We start from the raw sequence: 17,527 nt of genomic DNA, 5'->3' as shown, positions 1-17,527 counted from the left end.
AAAACCTAGCTAAAAGGGATGAATGGAAAAAGATTATTGTATGGGTTGATCAAAAATAAATTAGCCATATACGGTATAATAAGTGGGTGATGTTCGTTCCAGCCACTGCGTGGCTTCCACCGAAACCTTCCCCCATTGAGTAGACGCCTACCTTTTGAATAGGGTAGGAAAAAATGCCGAAAATACTGAGTGAAGAGCGAGTTGTTGAATATTCAACAGAGTTCAAAGTTAGAGTGGTAGCTCTCACTAATCAACTGAAAGTAGATACGACTACTATCGCCAACATTATTGGTTTGCATCCAGTAATGGTGTATAGATGGCGACAGGAAAGTAGAGAAGGCAAGCTGGTCGAGAAGCCCAGCCGTAGAATAAGTATGACAAAAACAACGAAAAATTGGTCTCAAACCGATGATAAAGAGATAAGACGTCTAAAAAAGCAGGTCGAGAAATTGCAAAAGGAGAATGATTTCCTAAAAAAGTGGGAAATGTACCTGAAAGATCCAAAGCCGAAAGATTCTCGTTCATAGCTCTTAATCGATCAGACTTTGGTGTCAGGTACTTATGTAGATACTTGAATGTTTCACCCCAAGGGTTTTATAAGTGGCTCAACCGCGATGAGAGCACTCGTGACATAGAAAATAGGTGAATTCTAGGGTGTATCGAAGCTATCTATACGCAGCATGATGGTAATTATGGAAGTCCAAGAATTAGCGCAGAACTGAAAGCTAAGGGTGAACGAATAAATCACAAACGCGTTGAACGCCTTATGAGAGAGGCTGGAATCGTGGGGAAAGCTGGAAGGATCTATCGTCGACGCCCTTTGCCTGGAAATCCTTGCATTAAGGTTGAAAATTTACAAAGAGAGCATGGTATGCCGAGTAAGCCAGACTCTCAATGGGCTGGTGATGTAACTTATCTGAAGATCAATGGGCAATGGCAATATTTAGCAGTGATTATTGATCTTTACTCCCGGAAAGTGTTGGGTTGGGAGCTATCGGATACTCGAACTGTTGAACTAACACTGTCAGCGCTAAATAAAGCCGTCCGTCGCAGAAATATAGAATCAGATCTAATATTTCACAGCGACCGAGGGTCTGAGTACGGTGCTTATGCATACCAAAACCGACTCAAAGAACTGGGTATTGAGCCGAGCATGAATCGTCCAGGATTTATGAATGATAATGTGTATGTAGAATCATTTTTTCAAACACTGAAAACTGAGAGTTTTAAAGGATTTAATTTTGAGTCCGTTGAGGAGCTAAGAGCTAACTTAGCTTGGTATCTTGATAGGTACTATAACTTTAAAAGAAGACATGGTTCACTTGGGTTCAAAAGCCCAGATGAATATGAAAGAATGGCCGCATAAGATGAATATAAGGTGGCGTCTACTTTAAGGGGGAGGCTTCTATTCTCGGTGCCACCGTCGATTAGATGGGGTACATATACTATCTCGCGCTTTAACTCTTTCTACTTACAAAGCTCGTACATGGTTTCTAAGAGAATTATTTGGGACCACTGCAATACGCTATCAAATTCCTTTGGTTTGCCTTTAATGATGCTATAAGTGGTGAATCAGTGAGTCTCTTGGTCGAATCATGGAGAGCTAAATTGAAATACCTTATTTAATAAAGTTGAGAGGGGGAATATGTGCGCTGATTCCGATTATTGATCTAAATGGTTGTTGCATTAATCAAGTTCATAGATTTAAGCTGGGGCACCAGCTAAGCCTTATCTTTTGTCCTTGAGCTATCATAACAAAAATGTATTTCAACCAGTAAGAGATAATAAAAAATATTCTATTAAATCTATTGAGGCGTATAAGAAATATTTTTGTTATCAAGATGGGTGATTGGTTCGGGTGTTACGTTGGAGGGTGCTAGGGGCTCTTTATGATTCATATGTGAGAAAGTAAGCTTGAGTTCCTAATTTCTAGTTCTTTTAGCCTTGCAAATTTAATTGGTGTTTTTCTGTATTTTGTATGGTGGTTTATCTCTTAATAATAAAGGGAATTTACTAAATGAAAATGATATTTAAAGCTATGGCCTGTTTTGCTATTGGTGTCAGTTTTTGCAATCAAGCCTTGTCAGTAGAGATTCTTGCTCATAGGGGTGCATCTGGAGAATACCCTCAAAGTACAGCATTGGCATTTGATATGGGGCTGGAGCAGGGTGCAGATATTCTGGAGCTGGACGTGCACTTATCTAAAGATAATTACATTATCGTTAATCATGATGCTGACCTCAAAGATAATGTTGGAATTTCAGATAAGATCGAGGATTTGACCTTGAGTGAAATCAAGGCTTTGGATGCCGGGCACGAATTCACACTTGATGGCGGCAATAGCTATCCCTTTCGAAACCAAGGCCTTAGCTTACTAACTTTGAATGAATTATTTGAGCGTTATCCTGATGGAATCTTTAATGTAGAAATTAAGCCTAACGACAAAGTGCTCTCAGAAGTACTTTGGCAGGTTATTTCAGACTATCGAATGGAGCACCAAGTTACCGTTGCCAGCCAACATAGTAAAGCCATGAATCATTTCCGTGATATTAGCGGTGGTGAAGTAAGAACCAGTGCAACCATTGGTGAACTTATCGAGGCAAGTCTTGCTTGGAGCACGGGGTTCGGCTGGGCTTTTAAGCCTAAATTTGATGTTGCTCAGTTGCCATATAGTATTACAACCAAACCATATGTGCGTTTTTTCCAGAAAAAAGGGGTGGTTGTTGATCTATGGACAGTCAATGATGAGGACCAAATTGAGCGCAGTATTTCATTGGGCGTAGATGGTATTATTGGCGATTATCCTGATCGTATTTATCAGGCGCTTGTAGATGCTGGAGAGCGCTAAATTTTATGTTGCTTGTAATCTCTTCGTAATAATAGCTGGCATGTAAAGCCTTGATCGGTAGGGTAGGCTGAATGTTAACGGTGAAGTGTGTGCCCCAGGTAAGTTAAAGGGAATATATTGTAGCGATTGAGAATTCTTTTAAACCCGGCCCTTGTGCCGGTTTTTTTGCTGAAAACTCTCCAAGCCTGCATGCTCCAAAACAACAATTTTACAGGGTAGATTCTGGTCTATCGTCGTCCGCACTTAATACCTGGTTGGTTGCAGTGTGGACTACTCAACAGATCAGGCTGTTAATGTAAAAATGACTTTCAGAGGTCCGTGCTAATTTTTAAAGATCTTGGTTTCAAGTAATAATTGCAACCCCTTTATGCTGCAAGCAGATCATCTTGCAGCCCCATAAATAATTCATTCGGTGATCTTTCACCCCGACTCGCTCTTGGTCTACTATTCAGGCGATCCATTACAAATTGAACCTGCTCGTCTGTTACTTTATTAAAGTCGGTACCCTTTGGGAAATACTGTCGAATGAGGCCGTTAGTATTTTCATTGATCCCTCTCTCCCAGGATGAATATGGGTGAGCAAAGTAAATTTCAGCGTCTAAGCCTTCTGCAATCGTTTCATGGCCAGAGAATTCAAGACCATTGTCGAAGGTAATTGTTTTGATTTTATCTTTGATGCTCACCATATGACTAACCGCTGCTTCAGCCAACAAGTCTGATCGTTTACCTGTCAATCTAACAATAACCGTGTATAACGTCTTGCGTTCAACCATAGTCAGCAAAGCTCCGCCACGTCCCTTGCCTATAATGGTATCACCTTCCCAGTCACCTATCCGATTCATCCGATCAACAACTGCTGGCCGATCATCTATGCTCACTCTGTTTTTGATCTTTCCGCATCGATCATACTTCCCGTAGCGCTTGCGATAGGGCTTTGATGCAACCCTAAGATGCTTGTATAAGCCTCCACCATTTGTCTGATCTAAATAAATAAGTTGATAGATCGTCTCATGATGTAACGATACACCCGTATGTCTCCTTAAATAGCTTGCAGTCTGCTGAGGACTTAATTCTTTCCGAGTTAGGGTATCTATTTGTTGCCACACGCTATCAGTCACTTTCTGTGCCTTATACGCTTGCTGGCGTCTTAGCTCCGCAAGGGTATGTGCTTGTCCTGGCCGATATCCTCGTAAGCCTGTATTACGTCGCAGCTCTCGGCTGATCGTCGAGGGATGCCTCTCTAACAATTTTGCTATTACTTTCTGAGAGTGTCCGGCTTTTCTTAAGCTGTAAATCTGGTATCGTTCGTTCTCGCTCAGTTGGTAGTAGCTCATCAGTGCCTTTCGCTTGGTCGGGAGAGGTGCCGACTCTACCAGCTGAGCCCTCCCTTACCAATTGCACTTATTATCCGAAACCAAGGATTACCTTTAAGGGCAAGTTTATTGATTTGGGTGTAAAAAAGGCAATCTAAAAAGAGGTTTTTGCACCTGGTTGGCCTTAAATAAATCCATGGCAAGTTCACCTGCCTCGTAGAGTGGGGTGGCTAGTAATTTTCGCTGCTTCTGTATCAGGAGCCGCACCAGTGCACTGATAGTAAACTGGTGCGGTTAATTGATAAGTGAGAAAGGGAGCTATCTTTCGCTTTCCATCGCTGCCTGAATTAAGTCTGCATATTTTGTTAAGTTCTCAAACTCTTGTTCTAAATGGATATCATCTCCGTGTGAGCCTGCTTTAGTGCGGATTATCTCAAGTGCGATGGTTACAGCGTGAGCCCGGGATGCTTTTCGGCCATTTGAATAGATAGGGCTTGCTAATTTTGATATTTCAATAAAGTCGGACATGGTCAATTCCTCCAGTGTATGGAATTAAATTACCTTGGGGTTGAAGAATAATATTAAACCCTCTTGGCGTATTGTTCCTTTAGTTTCACTAATAACTATGGAAATAAACAAAGGTATCGGGAAAATCATCGAGAAAGAAAAAATGACCGCCATAAATGCTAATCTTCCTCGTGGTCTTAACAGTAACATACTCATGGTGAGATAATTAGATTTATGAAAGTTTTACCAGAATATTGAGGGCTCTGTTTGTACAGATTTTGGTCTTTTATTGGTCGGATTGTATGCTGGATAGTATTGTGGGCGTATGGGTCACTATATTGGGTCAAATGTATAGTTGGTATTGAAACTGAAATCATCTCAAATTACTGGGAAGATAGCATGGTGGTATTATTGGGTTTGAGCAACAGATTATCTTAATCTAATTCGATAGCATTAATTATTTTGGCGTTAAGGGTTTCCGGGGGGGGAACTTTTTTGTTGTGGGGGAGGATTCATGAACTGATCTTGCTGGCGAAAATACAATATCCTTTATGGTAAGGGTGCAAAATTTGATCTGACTTTTTTGCAGAAATGTAGGGGCTTCGAAATGTGATACTAGAGGGGCATGTCGAGATACGTGCAGTAAAAAATATTGTAATTCCTCGAGCGTCTAGTGAGTTATCGTTACTTGTTTTTAGGGTGGGCAGTTATTTATCCTCCTGTGTAGAATGTTCCTATATTACTTGTGCGATTTCTGCGCAAAGAATTATCAATTGACACCTGCTTATAGGAGGGTAATTTTATGGCTGTCAAATGCCGATAATGCTTGGTGAGTTTGAGGTTTATTTATTTTTGTGTCAGCAAATATTCTCTTGCATACCTTCATGATCAACTGGAGACTGGAAAAATATTTACATATAAAAATTGGTATTCCTTAGATTGAAGGTGCCAATTTATCTGGTTTGACTCTCTGAAACTATCTTATTCGGTGTAAGTTTGGGGTCGTATTTTAACGGGTTGCGGGCAATTTGGTTTGTCTGGGTTTTAGATTTAGGATTGCTTTTTTTTAGGGGAGGATCCTTTAAATACATGGATCTTTCATCGGGAAAGGTGAAATTTTGATGTTTAATTGCTAGTGACTCCTTTTCTGGGTGCCAGTATCGCTATTCTTTTGATATACATCAAATTGGTGTCAAGTTAATTGTGTTATGTCTTCAGGTGTTATGAAAGGAGTTTGGTCGCTGCAGGCTACATGGAATGTTAGGTATTGAAGTTTCAATCGTATAAAGGTTATGCTGGAAATAGAAGCTGCTATAGATATTGATTTGAATCTAAAGCCTGCATAGTAGGCTTAAAGTTACAAGGAGAAGATGATATGTATAAGACTATCCTATGTGCCATTGAGGCTTCTCAGGAGGGCAGATTTGTGCTATCAAAGGCGGTGGAATTGTCAAAGAAGTTTGATAGTAAATTAATTGTTTTAAATGTTCTGCCCTATAGTTTCCTGCCTAAGGACTATCAGCAGGAGCTTAAAGAAAGTGCCATTCCGAAATTTGATGAGATTACATCTGATTTTGGTATAACGAAGCGGAATCGAGCCCTGAAGGTTGGTAAGCCTTACGAGGTAATATGTAAAGAGGCTGAAAAAAGAAAAGCAGATTTGATCGTCCTTGGGACGCACTCCAAGAGGGGGTTAAGCTCTCTTATTGGCTCTACCGCCAATAGTATAGTGAATTATGCATACTGTGATGTAACTCTAGTTAGAGTTTAATGCGTGATGATTACTTAAAGTTCACATTAGTTTCTCTACTTCATAATGACCGCTGTTTTGATTTTTATGTCAGGTCAGTTTCAAAACTGGATGATCAGTAGTACATGGAATGACCTGAAAGCCTTATTCCTACGCTTCCCGCCAATGCCGGACCTTCGCGGGATATGTAGTGGTTTGAGATGATTCTCTTAGGTTTCTTCCTAAAGTTATTTTATATTAAGGTTTGGAAAAGCATTAAGTGTAATGATCTTTGCACTTGGGTAAATGTTGGGTTGAATGTGGCGAAAACTATAAAGTACCGTTTCTGAGGTTTGTGTAATAAAAGGCCGGGCAACCACGGGTTGCCCGGCTGGTGAGATGCTGGATTCTGAGGGGGGGGTTAAAGGTGTTGCTAGTAGAAAATCCTCATGGTGAAGGGCGAGCCGAGAAGGATGACTGGCCGCTCATAGCCTTCTCGGCTTCAGGGGCTTCGCCTTCAATATTTTCGGATACCGGTGCGTTGCGCAACACCAAAAAACCAGCAGTACCAGCTATGACTGATGCCAATAAGATGCCTGCTTTGGCCTGGGTAAGCAGTTCATATTGAGAGCTGAATGCCAGTTCGGCGATAAAGATTGACATAGTAAATCCAATACCGGCGAGTAATGACACTCCAACAATATGCTGGAAGTTAGCTCCTTTGGGCAGTTTACCCCAGCCTAGCTTCCAACCTATCCAGGTTGCGCCAACAATACCTATCAATTTTCCTACAACGAGCCCCCCGATAACCCCAAGGGTGACAGGGTTAATTACTGCTGCTGAGCTACTAAAACTATCGAAAGGAATACCAGCATTTGCCAGAGCAAAAATGGGAATCACCAGGAAGCCTACTGGGATGTGTAGACGGGTTTCCATTCGCTGTAGGGGTGATTGAGCAAGGCTCACGCCATTCCCCAAGGCCATTACCCGAGCACGTAGTTCATCGTTGGCAATGATCTTGTCACCAGGACGGAAGCTGCGATCGAAACTGCGGATGATATCCTTCACAAAGGTACTAAATGCCACGGGATCATACTTCGGTTTGGCGGGCAATGCCATCGCAGTAATCACGCCGGCAAGGGTGGCGTGAACACCGGCTAAGTAGAGTCCGTACCACAATAACACCCCAAGAAAGATATAGGCTGAGGACCGACGGACTCCAGCGGCATTGAGTAGCCCCATGATTGCAATTAGGCAGACTGAAGCGACTAGGGCGGTAATATTCACCTGCTCGGTATACCAGATTGCAATTACAAGAATTGCGCCCAGGTCATCGACAATGGCCAAACCAACCAGGAATGTGACTACTGCGCGGGGTACCCGGTTTCCTAACAGGGCAATGCAGCCCACAGCAAAGGCAATGTCTGTGGCCATGGGGATACCCCAACCGCGTTCCGCTTCACCATCCAAATTAAGGGAGGTGTACAATAGAGCAGGTACTACCATGCCTCCGATAGCTGCCATTATAGGTAATACTGCCTGGCGAAGGTCTGAAAGCTCTCCCACTAGAAACTCACGTTTGAGCTCAAGTCCTACGAGAAAAAAGAAGATGGCCATCAGGCCATCATTGATCCAGTGGTGTAGAGAAAGAGAAAGCTTCCACTCACCAGTGCCTAGACTGATAGGCATGTGTAGGAGGTGCTTGTAAACTTCTTGGAGTGGGGAGTTGGCAATAATTAATGCTGCCAATGCCGACAACATCAGTAAAATACCACTACTACTTTGACGATGAATAAATTCTTCAAAAGGAGTAACTAGGCGGCCAAATGCTTCTTCCAATGGTGCTTCAAAAACCTTCCCCTTGCGAATCTTGAATCTATCCAAAACACCTTTCGTCATTGGTTAACATCCTCTTATTCAAGGCTAAGCCCTACAAAACGTGGGGCTGTTTTTTGCCTGTTGTAGGCAGAGATTAGCACGACCACCATGTCATTAACCAGATTAAAAGGCCCTTCTTGCTTATCATGATTTGTATGTTTTTTTTTATAAAAGTCAGGATTTGATGCTCGATGAACGAGAATGGATCAATCAATCAATCAAAGTTAAGGACGCTTGGTTTTAGGAGTGGAATTATAAAATCCACATTTATAGTGGGGTGATTAAAGTTGAAGATATGTAACCTACATTCAACTCTGAAGTGCATCACCCTTTGGGTTGCTCGTATAATATAGTGGTGATTTATCTGGATTTGTATAGGTTGAACATTGTTTAAATAGGGGGTTGCATGATTTTTGCTGGGTGAAATTTGGGGGTATGGTAGTCCTTGGTGTTTTTCACAGTTTTATATGTTTTCGAGGTGAGCAGTTAATTAAGGGTGTTTTTTGGTGCTTCTGGTAGATTTTTGGGTGGTCGAGGGGTGAGGATTTTAAGTTAAATATTTGGCTATAAGCCAGGTCAACTGAATAAGTCACCCCTCGATATCATTTAAGCAAACTTAGGGCTGGTGCCCCATTTGTTTTCCTCAGTGCTGTCAAGTATGAGGAAAATGATAAGAATTATACCGCCAATTAGGGGGATCAAATTTAAAAGCTGCCACCAGCCGCTCCTTCCGGTGTCGTGCAGACGGCGAGCAGTGATGCTAATGGTAGGGACTAGCAATGCAAGGGCAAATAAAATTGCGAGGAAGCCGGCTCCAAGCAGAACGTCCAGTAGGCTTACACCAATGGATAAAACAATGTAAATCAGGGTAAACATCCAAAATTCGGTGCGGCGAGCACGACCCGTGAAATCTGCATATTTGCTGAGTGCATCTAAAAAATACTTCATTATTGTTCCTTGGTGGGTGATAAGTAATTCAACTTGCAGTAAGGCTCAAACTGTATAATTTACTGCGGGTTCCCTAGAGACCTATGGTGTCATGAAAGCTGCATCAAGCCCAATCAGTCCGCTGAAAAGGGCTTAAAGAGAGGGTTGAGTATTTGCGCTTTAAGTTTCACTTGCTGAGAGGCGCGCAATAATAATCGTATTATTCTCAATTTCAAGCTGTTGTGATATACACGTTGTTACAGGCCTGGGTAATTGTATGCTTTTTCTTTCGAGCGAAAAGGTGGATGCCTATTTGAGCGTTGGGGTTTCCACTCTGGCAGTTCTTAACTATGTAGCCTGAGAGTAGCGGTGGTTGAAGGTCATTTATATTTAGGGTGTATTATTGCATATCATTGTCCTGTTATGGAGATAAACATTAATCAATCCTTGGTAATTTTAAATTACTAATTGTTGCAACCACATGACCCGTATAGTTATTTTTCAGTCGCTCTATATTTAATACTATGGGCCTCATGCATTTCTAACTGCTCGATAGCGGCTACCGATGTCGTAAATGGAGGTGGGGATATTTGGGGGTTCAATAATTTCAGGGCCGATAGTTTGGGTTTCATATCCGGGTAACGTCAGGCGTTGAAATGGTACGGCCGGCACATAGCCCTTAGTGAAATCTCAATATAGGGTGATAATTCGACCTCCTCTGATCAGTTATTACTAGCCCAGAGAATCATCCCCTCTCCGGTGAAGCCTGGTTGGGCCAGAGAATGACCTTGTAGGTTGTGCATGATTCTTCTTTAGGAGTATATTGCTTTAAAAGAATAATGATTAGCCAATTGCTGTAATTATGAGCTTTATGAAGGGAAATTTTTATCTGAACCCCCTTATGCAGCTGGTGAAGAACAGCCCCTGAATATGCTATAAGCAATCCCTTTACGTTATCCCCTCGGATACATGATAATTGGCGCCCAAACTCCCCGGGAGTGCTGATGCGCATGTCCAGTGGTTCTGCAGGGAGTGCAGGAAAAAGTAATTTAAACTTGGAGTAATCGGTGACTACTACAGCTGAACGTAAAGCAACCAATGTTCATTGGCATGAAGGTGATGTGACCCGTGAGAATAGGGCCGGGATCCTTGGCCATAAGGGCGTGACCCTTTGGTTCACTGGCCTGTCTGGTTCTGGTAAGAGTACTGTAGCGGTTGCTGTAGAGAGGGCACTGGCTGCTCGCGGCGTCCTGAGCTATCGCCTGGATGGTGACAATATTCGCCTGGGTATCAACTCCAACCTGGGTTTCTCTGCGGAAGATCGTCAGGAGAATATCCGCCGGGTAGGGGAGATCTCCAAGCTGTTTGCGGATACCGGTATTGTGGTATTGAGCAGTTTTATCAGTCCATACCGTGAAGATCGTGATATGGTCCGGAAGATGCATGAGACAGGCGGTCTTCCATACTTGGAGGTATTTGTTGATTGCCCGCTGGAAGAGGCTGAATCTCGCGACCCCAAAGGGCTATATAAAAAAGCGCGAGCAGGGGAAATTAAAGGTTTCACCGGCATTGATGACCCCTATGAGGCTCCGGTTTCCCCCGAGTTGCATCTCAATACTGCTGAGATGACCCTCGATCAAGAGGTTGAGGTAATCTTATCCACGCTTCAAGAGAAAGGTATCCTTTCCAAGGACTGAGTTCTTGCAGAGGCCACCTGGAGAGGGGAGTCGTGTGAGCTTCCCCTTTTCTTTTAGCTCTTCTTAATTAGATCCGGCACCCCCTGCTATTGTTACTTCCCTCCTAGGAGTCCTTACTGGCGCCAACTAGCGGTTGCCCTCCTTATCCCTTCATATACTCAACCTGTACCAAGTAGAGAAGTTGACAGCTGTGGAGGCACTTATGTCGACAAGGGGAGTATGGTTTCTCTCTGTTTTTTTCTTGCTGCTATTGGCTGTGCTGGGGGCAGTTGCATGGGTTGCGTATGAGAAGCTGCCAAAAGTGCATGGAAAAGTGGATGCCCCTGTAGTTGGAGTGCCTGACGGTGCACTGGACTACGGTCCTGCTCCGGCCTATACCGGCCCTCACCCTAGAATGATGTCACGCCCGCCAGAGTACTTCCCATTTCCCGTCTTAATAGGGGAAGTGGGGCCTGTGGAGACATTATTTACAGGCCCATCCAAGTATCCATTCTTCTGCGGTAGAAATGCTATTACGAAAAAGCAACCGTTGGTTGATAACCAGGCTAAAGAGGGTGTGCCTGTATTTGCATTGAATGCGGCGGGTGAAAAAACGAAGGAAGTGATCGGCTACAGTCGTGATTGCAGCCATGCAACGGAGGTCACTTACTTCTACCGCAGCACAATTGATGGACAGTTCCGATACTTGTTTGAAGCGCGTAATGACATCGATAAAGTGACTGTAAATGGTCGCCAGGTGGATTTTATTGTGCGTGTAGAGACCGGCACCATCAACCGCCACTTTTACGCGATTGCCGCGCTGCGAGGAGAGGGGGAGACTGCAGAGGCACCAAATGGCAGTAATTGGAATCGACGCTTGATCTATCAATTCAGGGGGGGGTTGGTATTGGTGGGCGCCAGGGAAATCTAAACAAGGGAGATGTGACCAGGCGACGTATGGATCAATTGGCGCGTGGATATGCAATTGTCTACTCAACAGCAAATCAGACCCGTAATCACTACAACATGTGGCTGGCGGAAGATACTGCGCGCAGACTGAAGAAGCAGTTTGAGGCTCTCTATGGCGAGCCGATGTATACCGTGGGTGTCGGTGGCTCAGGCGGGGCAATACAGCAATATTTGTTTGCACAAAACGCGCCGGGCTTATTGGATGCCGCTATTCCTCTTTATTCCTACCCAGACATGGTTACTCAAACCATTTATGCGTTTGATTGCGAACCTTTGGAATACTTTTTTGATGTGCAGGATGCTGACAATACCCGCTGGGGCGATGCAGAGGAGAGGTCGGTTATTCAAGGGCTGGCTGCAAACTCTAATGTAAACAGTCGCTTTAATATAATCAGCGTAGCTGCATCACTTTTTGATAGTCGCTATAGAAATCGCGCCAATGGAGCTACTGAGTGCGTAGAAGGCTGGCGTGGATTGGTGCCACTGGTCAACAACCCTAACTTTGTGCATTTTTTTAAGAGCTTTTCTGAGGATCTTTTCGATAAGGTGCATTGGACACACTGGGAGAATCTGCGTCAATTTTATGGGGCTGGAGAGAATGGTTATGCTAACACCACCTGGGATAACGAAGGTGTTCAATATGGGTTGAAGGCCTTGGTAAATGGCGATATCAGTATCGATACTTTCCTAAAGGTCAATGCATCAATCGGGGGGTGGAAAGCCCAGGAGAACCAGAGCGATGAGAAGTTATGGTTCCTGAACGGCGGGTTGCTGCCTGTGAGGCTTTCTGTATGGAGTGAGCAGAACTTAAATACTGGCACAATAGCCAATCCAGCTAAGCGCAGTCGTGCCAGTTTGGAGGCAATTAATGGAGTTTATCGTTCGGGCCATGTTTTTCTTGGGGATGTTGAAATTCCGATAGTGGATATGCGCCACTATCTGGACAAAAAACCTGATATGCATCATAGCTCAGCTTCTTTTTCTGCCCGTGAACGTATTCGCCGAGCTCGTGGTCATGCAGAGAATCAGTTGATTTGGATGAGTCATAAAGACTACAACCCGCTTGGTGAGGCCCTTGACGTTATTGATCGCTGGATGTCGAACATTGTCGAAAATCCATCCAAGGGAGTGGTTGGCAATCGCCCGGAAGATGCTCATGACCGTTGTTTCGACAAGAAAGGTAATGTGTTGGCTGCTGGCTCTGAAGTCTGGAATGGGGAGTGGAATGGCTTGGCCTCTGGTAAGTGTATGCGTGAATACCCTATCCATAGCACCTCCAGGCAAGAGGCTGGAGCACCAATCACTGACGACGTTTTCAAATGTGCGCTGCAGCCTGTGGAGCGGGCCCTAGCTAAGGGAGTGTACGGTCCTCATACAGAAGAAATTACCGGCCGAATAGATGATTTGTTACGCATATTTCCAACTGGGGTATGCAATTACAATGAACAGGATTTGGCACGGCCCAAAGATCAGTTAATTCCGCGGGGAATTCCAGTGAAGATAGCGGGTCATTTGATTGATCCAGATTACCGGCAGGGTAAGGTTCTTCAGGGGGCTAGTGCGGAAGAGGCTGAGATCAAGAGTGCTCCGGTATCTGTTCCAGTGGAAGGAGTACCAGAGCAGGAGCTTTAAAATTTGGCGCAAAAATTGTTGACAGGGAAATCCATTCCGGTAATATGCGCCTCGCTCAAGGGGGGCAAGGCCCTTACAGAAAAGAGCATTGGGTGGTTAGCTCAGTTGGGAGAGCGACGGCCTTACAAGCCGTAGGTCACAGGTTCGACCCCTGTACCACCCACCAACTTCCCTTTGGGAAGTGCACTACCGAGGACCGGTAGTTCAGTTGGTTAGAATGCCGGCCTGTCACGCCGGAGGTCGCGGGTTCGAGTCCCGTCCGGTCCGCCAAATACGAAAAAGCCCTCCTTCGTGAGGGCTTTTTCGTATTTGGGGTTTCCATTTCCACCTTGTGGTCAGCGATAAGTGGCAGTCGCTGCGATATTTATTTTGCCAAACCGTATCACTCGTGGGGGTGTGGGTTGAGCGAAAATACCAATGGGCTGCCGAGGCGCTTTTTTCCTATAGGGATGAAAATTGGCAAGCTGCCGAAAAGCTAGATTGACGATGCGATATTTCGCATTAATACCCGGCTGAAAAAAATATTAAATTATTGGAGCCCGCTGGAATTTCTGGCGGGTAAGTGTGAGCAGCTAATGATGACAATCTAGCAAGATCTACGCTGTCTGCTTAGTGAGTAACTCTAACCTAGGTGCCATCCAGGTATGGTGGGTCGCTACAGGTAAGTGGGGCTGTTCGATCTAAATTTTTTGTGCTACTAAGCTGTTTGGGTGATCTAGGCAGGTGTGGCCTAGTATCGGCTATCATTTTTTGCGGTATGACCAAGGCCTCTAAAGGGCAAAGACCTGCGACTGCGGAATAGCTTGGAGTTGGGCGAAGGTCGCAGGCTCATCCTTTGAGAGTGGCTGGGCCTCTTGCTTCGTTGCCAACCTTGCTGTAAATGTCAGCTGGCGGGCGTGAAGCGGCTGAGTAATCCTGAGAGCATTCATGGGGGCTAGTTGTTTATCCAGGCTGACACAAAAATTGTACTAACAAGGTGTAGCCATGTTACCCAGCTTTCTAGATCGTCTGGACCTGCAGGCATTTACCGATGCAGCTCGCGAAGTTCCATACCAGCAATTGAGTAATGCGCTTTTCCCTGGCTTAGATGTTTGGGTTAGGCGAGATGATCTAGTTGATCCGCTCATTTCAGGTAATAAAGCCTACAAACTAATTTTCAACCTGATAAAAGCGAGAGATCAGGGTGTCAGGACTATTATTACCTGTGGTGGAGCTTGGTCAAATCATGTGCATGCTGTTGCTGCTGCAGGGGCTCGATTTGGGTTTCAAACGGTAGGGATTATTCGCGGCGAGAGATCTCGGAGGCTTAGTGCCACCCTGCGGGACGCCGAACGCTTTGGTATGAAGTTGGAGTTTGTGTCGAGGTCCCAGTACCGGCAGCGAGGGGCATGTGGCTTTTTATTCGATTTGGGCTTGGAAAGAGAGGGGGGCTATTTTGTACCCGAAGGAGGTGCTAATTTAGCTGGGGTGAAGGGGGTCCAATTATTAGGCCGGGTAATTGAGGAAACATCTCCTGTCGCATTTGATCAAGTTTGGGTGGCTTGTGGCACAGGAGCTACGTTTGCGGGACTATTCTCAAGTATTCAGAGTATGTCTGTGGTGGGAGTTGAGGTCCTTAAGGCGGGGGATAGTATTTTGTCCAATGCTTCTTATTGGATTAAGAGGTTGGCTTGCGATTCTGCTTCTGGGCAAGCAGATGTTCAAAGGCTCTCTGAAAAGTCTCTTGGTGGCTGTAGTCAGAGCTTGTTAAGCAGCTTTCACTGCGGGGGCTACGGCAAGTTTTCGCCACCTTTACGGAAATTTAAGAGAGCCTTTGAGGCACAAGAACGCGTCCCCCTGGAGCCCGTATACACTTGTAAGTTATTCAACGCCCTTCACCGAAGGGCCTGTGAGGCAAGACGTGACGAGGTGGAAAGGGTACTTCTGTTGCATTCAGGTGGCCTCCAAGGATTACGTGGTTACGAGTAATTTGTGACCTAAGCAATTGATTTCCATCCTTTTTAACGCGCCAATCATATATCTACTATTCGACTCTAGAGATTCACTCCGGCATAATAGCCCGCTTGGTGTGTTGGACGGCTAACGTAGTAAATGTAAAAATCATTTGAGTAGAGGGTTTGGCTGATTACTTGATAAGGCCTGTGGGTGCGTGATAGGGGAAACATGTCAGAGTTTCAAAATATAGGCTTGATAGGCCGAACTGAAAGTGATAGTGCGGTCATATCCCTAAGGCGATTAATTGCTTTCCTTGAGGGTGAGGGTTTTTCCATAGTATTGGAAAGCGAAACTGCAGAAGCAGTTTTGGGGCACGAAGCTCGAGTATCCTCACGGGAGAGGCTGGGGCAATTGTGTGACTTGGTTATCGTTGTTGGGGGTGATGGCAGTTTACTATCGGCTGCGCGGGCCCTTGCCAAGTTTAGTGTACCTTTGCTAGGTATTAATCGTGGCCGTTTAGGTTTTTTAACAGATATCACACCTGATCAAATAGAGCAAAAAGTGGGCGAAGTGCTGGCTGGTAAGTATATGGCTGAGAGTCGCTTCTTGCTGGATATGTCGGTGACCAGAAATGGTAAGGCTGTGGGTGCCGGATCTGCCCTTAATGATATCGTTCTACACCCCGGAGAGTTCATAAGAATGATAGAGTTTGAGCTCTATATAGATGGACAGTTTGTTTACACACAGCGTTCTGATGGGCTAATACTTTCCACTCCTACGGGCTCAACTGCCTATGCGCTGTCCGGCGGGGGGCCAATCATGCATCCGAAACTGGACGCCGTAGTACTGGTTCCCCTTAATCCACATACGCTTACCAGTCGCCCTATTGTTGTGGAGGGGAGTAGTGAATTCAAACTTATTATTGGTAAGCAAAATATCACGAAACCTTATGTAACATGTGATGGACATGAACAATTGACTACCGAGCCTGGGGATGTAGTGCGAGTTCACAAAAAGCCACACCGACTTACTCTTATACACCCTATTGGTCATAACTTTTATGAGACATGTAGGTCAAAATTGGGTTGGCTTAACTAGCATCTCTGCGTGGGTTTTGAGTATGGGTAAATTGAAAGCTCTATATGGGGCTTTATTGTAGTTGGAGCTAAGACTAGGGGAGAGGTTTCGCCGGTGAAAGCGCGTATTTGGTTAATGTCCGGATTTAATACTAAATTTGTTTCTTTGATTAAGGGTAATTTGTTCCCGGCCTCAGTTAATTTTGAAGTAATTAGCAATATCCTCTCGATAGAAAGTGCAGCTATCCTTAATGAAGGAGAAGACTGTAAAGAGCTATTTATTTGTATGCATCCAAGTATATTGGTTGCCACTGCTATTGATTCTGGGGCGGATTTTTCTGAAACCCTAAATCTATGGATGGAGGAGGCGGGGGCCCTATTAAATGTAACTAATATAATGAAGGCCTCTCCAATTGTAATTTTTTATAATCAAATAATGAATTGCAAAGATCATGGTTTTAGCATCATTCGAAGTGCCTTAAATTATCCAGAAAGTAACAATAATGATTTCACAAAAAATGCGTTGGTAGAGCCTGCAGGGCTTGCTCTATATTTGGCTAAAGAATTTATTAAGTCTCATGAAAAAGCTACGTATTTTGAAAAAAGACTAGCTGAGAATTGTCTAAAGTTGAATGATGATGGAATTAGGGTGGCTTCTATTTCGCAGTTGCTGCAGGAATTCAAATTAAATTCCCTGCAGCTCTGTGATAAGAAAGAGCGGGCTAGAAGCTTAAAGGAAGAGAATGAGATTTTGCTGGCGGAGCTTCATCGAGTGGAGCGAGAAATGCAGAGTTTATTAATGAAAAAAAACAAGGTGAGGTATTACCGGAGTTTTTTGCTTTCTAGTATTTATCGCTACCTGTATAAGTCGCTAAGGGAGGTGGTCAATCCGAAAAATCCTTTGATATGGCGTTATACCACAAGGTTACGCTCCTTAGTGCGTTCGCTATTAGGAAGGCTGAGAGAAAACTAAAAAGAAATTTTTTATCTCTCACCGTGAATTGTATTAATCCTGTTTGGCACATGGTTTGATTATC

At 44.3% G+C, this 17,527-nt stretch carries 12 protein-coding genes, 2 tRNA genes and 1 pseudogene; 11 read left to right on the top strand and 4 right to left on the bottom strand.

Annotated features, from left to right (window positions below; all coding sequences use genetic code 11):
• Positions 1-173 precede the first annotated feature (173 nt).
• From GL2_RS19590 to GL2_RS19580, 3 genes are all read left to right on the top strand, one after another.
• On the top strand, positions 174-527 hold the full coding sequence (locus tag GL2_RS19590) for a transposase (RefSeq protein WP_143732420.1): 354 nt from the start codon (positions 174-176) through the stop codon (positions 525-527).
• A gap of 119 nt (positions 528-646) precedes the next feature.
• Positions 647-1,366 (top strand): IS3 family transposase, encoded by a 720-nt coding sequence (locus GL2_RS19585; protein WP_143732419.1) that lies wholly within the window; start codon positions 647-649, stop codon positions 1,364-1,366.
• Between the two features lie 651 nt (positions 1,367-2,017).
• Entirely contained in the window at positions 2,018-2,848 is an 831-nt protein-coding gene (locus GL2_RS19580) for a glycerophosphodiester phosphodiesterase (protein ID WP_143732418.1), read from the top strand.
• A gap of 365 nt (positions 2,849-3,213) precedes the next feature.
• Here GL2_RS19580 and GL2_RS19575 read toward each other — a convergent pair whose 3' ends face one another.
• Both GL2_RS19575 and GL2_RS19570 read right to left on the bottom strand, forming a co-directional pair.
• Complete coding sequence (locus GL2_RS19575; protein ID WP_143732417.1) at positions 3,214-4,182, bottom strand: IS30 family transposase; 969 nt, start codon at positions 4,180-4,182, stop codon at positions 3,214-3,216.
• A gap of 297 nt (positions 4,183-4,479) precedes the next feature.
• Positions 4,480-4,689: a hypothetical protein gene (locus GL2_RS19570; protein ID WP_143732416.1), complete on the bottom strand. Its 210-nt coding sequence runs from the start codon at positions 4,687-4,689 to the stop codon at positions 4,480-4,482.
• A gap of 1,354 nt (positions 4,690-6,043) precedes the next feature.
• On the opposite strand from GL2_RS19570, the gene GL2_RS19565 reads away from it, so the two are divergent.
• Complete coding sequence (locus GL2_RS19565; RefSeq protein WP_143732415.1) at positions 6,044-6,439, top strand: universal stress protein; 396 nt, start codon at positions 6,044-6,046, stop codon at positions 6,437-6,439.
• Between the two features lie 405 nt (positions 6,440-6,844).
• Here the strand turns inward: GL2_RS19565 and nhaA are convergent, their stop codons facing one another.
• Together nhaA and GL2_RS19555 are read right to left on the bottom strand one after the other, a co-directional pair.
• Positions 6,845-8,296: a Na+/H+ antiporter NhaA gene (gene nhaA, locus GL2_RS19560; RefSeq protein WP_143732414.1), complete on the bottom strand. Its 1,452-nt coding sequence runs from the start codon at positions 8,294-8,296 to the stop codon at positions 6,845-6,847.
• 585 nt (positions 8,297-8,881) lie between these two features.
• Positions 8,882-9,223 carry a DUF805 domain-containing protein gene (locus tag GL2_RS19555; protein ID WP_143732413.1) on the bottom strand — a complete coding sequence of 114 codons (342 nt, stop codon included), beginning with the start codon at positions 9,221-9,223 and terminating at the stop codon, positions 8,882-8,884.
• A 1,046-nt stretch (positions 9,224-10,269) separates the two neighbouring features.
• On the opposite strand from GL2_RS19555, the gene cysC reads away from it, so the two are divergent.
• From cysC to GL2_RS19520, 7 genes and pseudogenes are all read left to right on the top strand, one after another.
• Positions 10,270-10,899, top strand: coding sequence for an adenylyl-sulfate kinase (gene cysC / locus GL2_RS19550; RefSeq protein WP_143732412.1), 630 nt, complete (start codon positions 10,270-10,272; stop codon positions 10,897-10,899).
• A gap of 202 nt (positions 10,900-11,101) precedes the next feature.
• Positions 11,102-13,479, top strand: a pseudogene (locus tag GL2_RS19545) (DUF6351 family protein).
• Between the two features lie 90 nt (positions 13,480-13,569).
• Positions 13,570-13,645: transfer RNA gene (locus GL2_RS19540), tRNA-Val, on the top strand.
• A 27-nt stretch (positions 13,646-13,672) separates the two neighbouring features.
• A tRNA-Asp gene (locus GL2_RS19535) sits at positions 13,673-13,749 on the top strand.
• A 714-nt stretch (positions 13,750-14,463) separates the two neighbouring features.
• Positions 14,464-15,447 (top strand): 1-aminocyclopropane-1-carboxylate deaminase/D-cysteine desulfhydrase, encoded by a 984-nt coding sequence (locus GL2_RS19530; protein WP_143732411.1) that lies wholly within the window; start codon positions 14,464-14,466, stop codon positions 15,445-15,447.
• 195 nt (positions 15,448-15,642) lie between these two features.
• Positions 15,643-16,512, top strand: coding sequence for an NAD(+) kinase (locus GL2_RS19525; RefSeq protein WP_143732410.1), 870 nt, complete (start codon positions 15,643-15,645; stop codon positions 16,510-16,512).
• A gap of 93 nt (positions 16,513-16,605) precedes the next feature.
• On the top strand, positions 16,606-17,463 hold the full coding sequence (locus GL2_RS19520; RefSeq protein WP_143732409.1) for a hypothetical protein: 858 nt from the start codon (positions 16,606-16,608) through the stop codon (positions 17,461-17,463).
• The last annotated feature ends 64 nt before the right edge of the window (positions 17,464-17,527 follow it).

Origin of the sequence: Microbulbifer sp. GL-2, assembly GCF_007183175.1 — a bacterium.
Taxonomy (GTDB): Bacteria; Pseudomonadota; Gammaproteobacteria; order Pseudomonadales; family Cellvibrionaceae; genus Microbulbifer.
The sequence above is the reverse complement of the archived record's forward strand: the minus strand, read 5'-3'. Positions and strand labels throughout refer to the sequence as shown.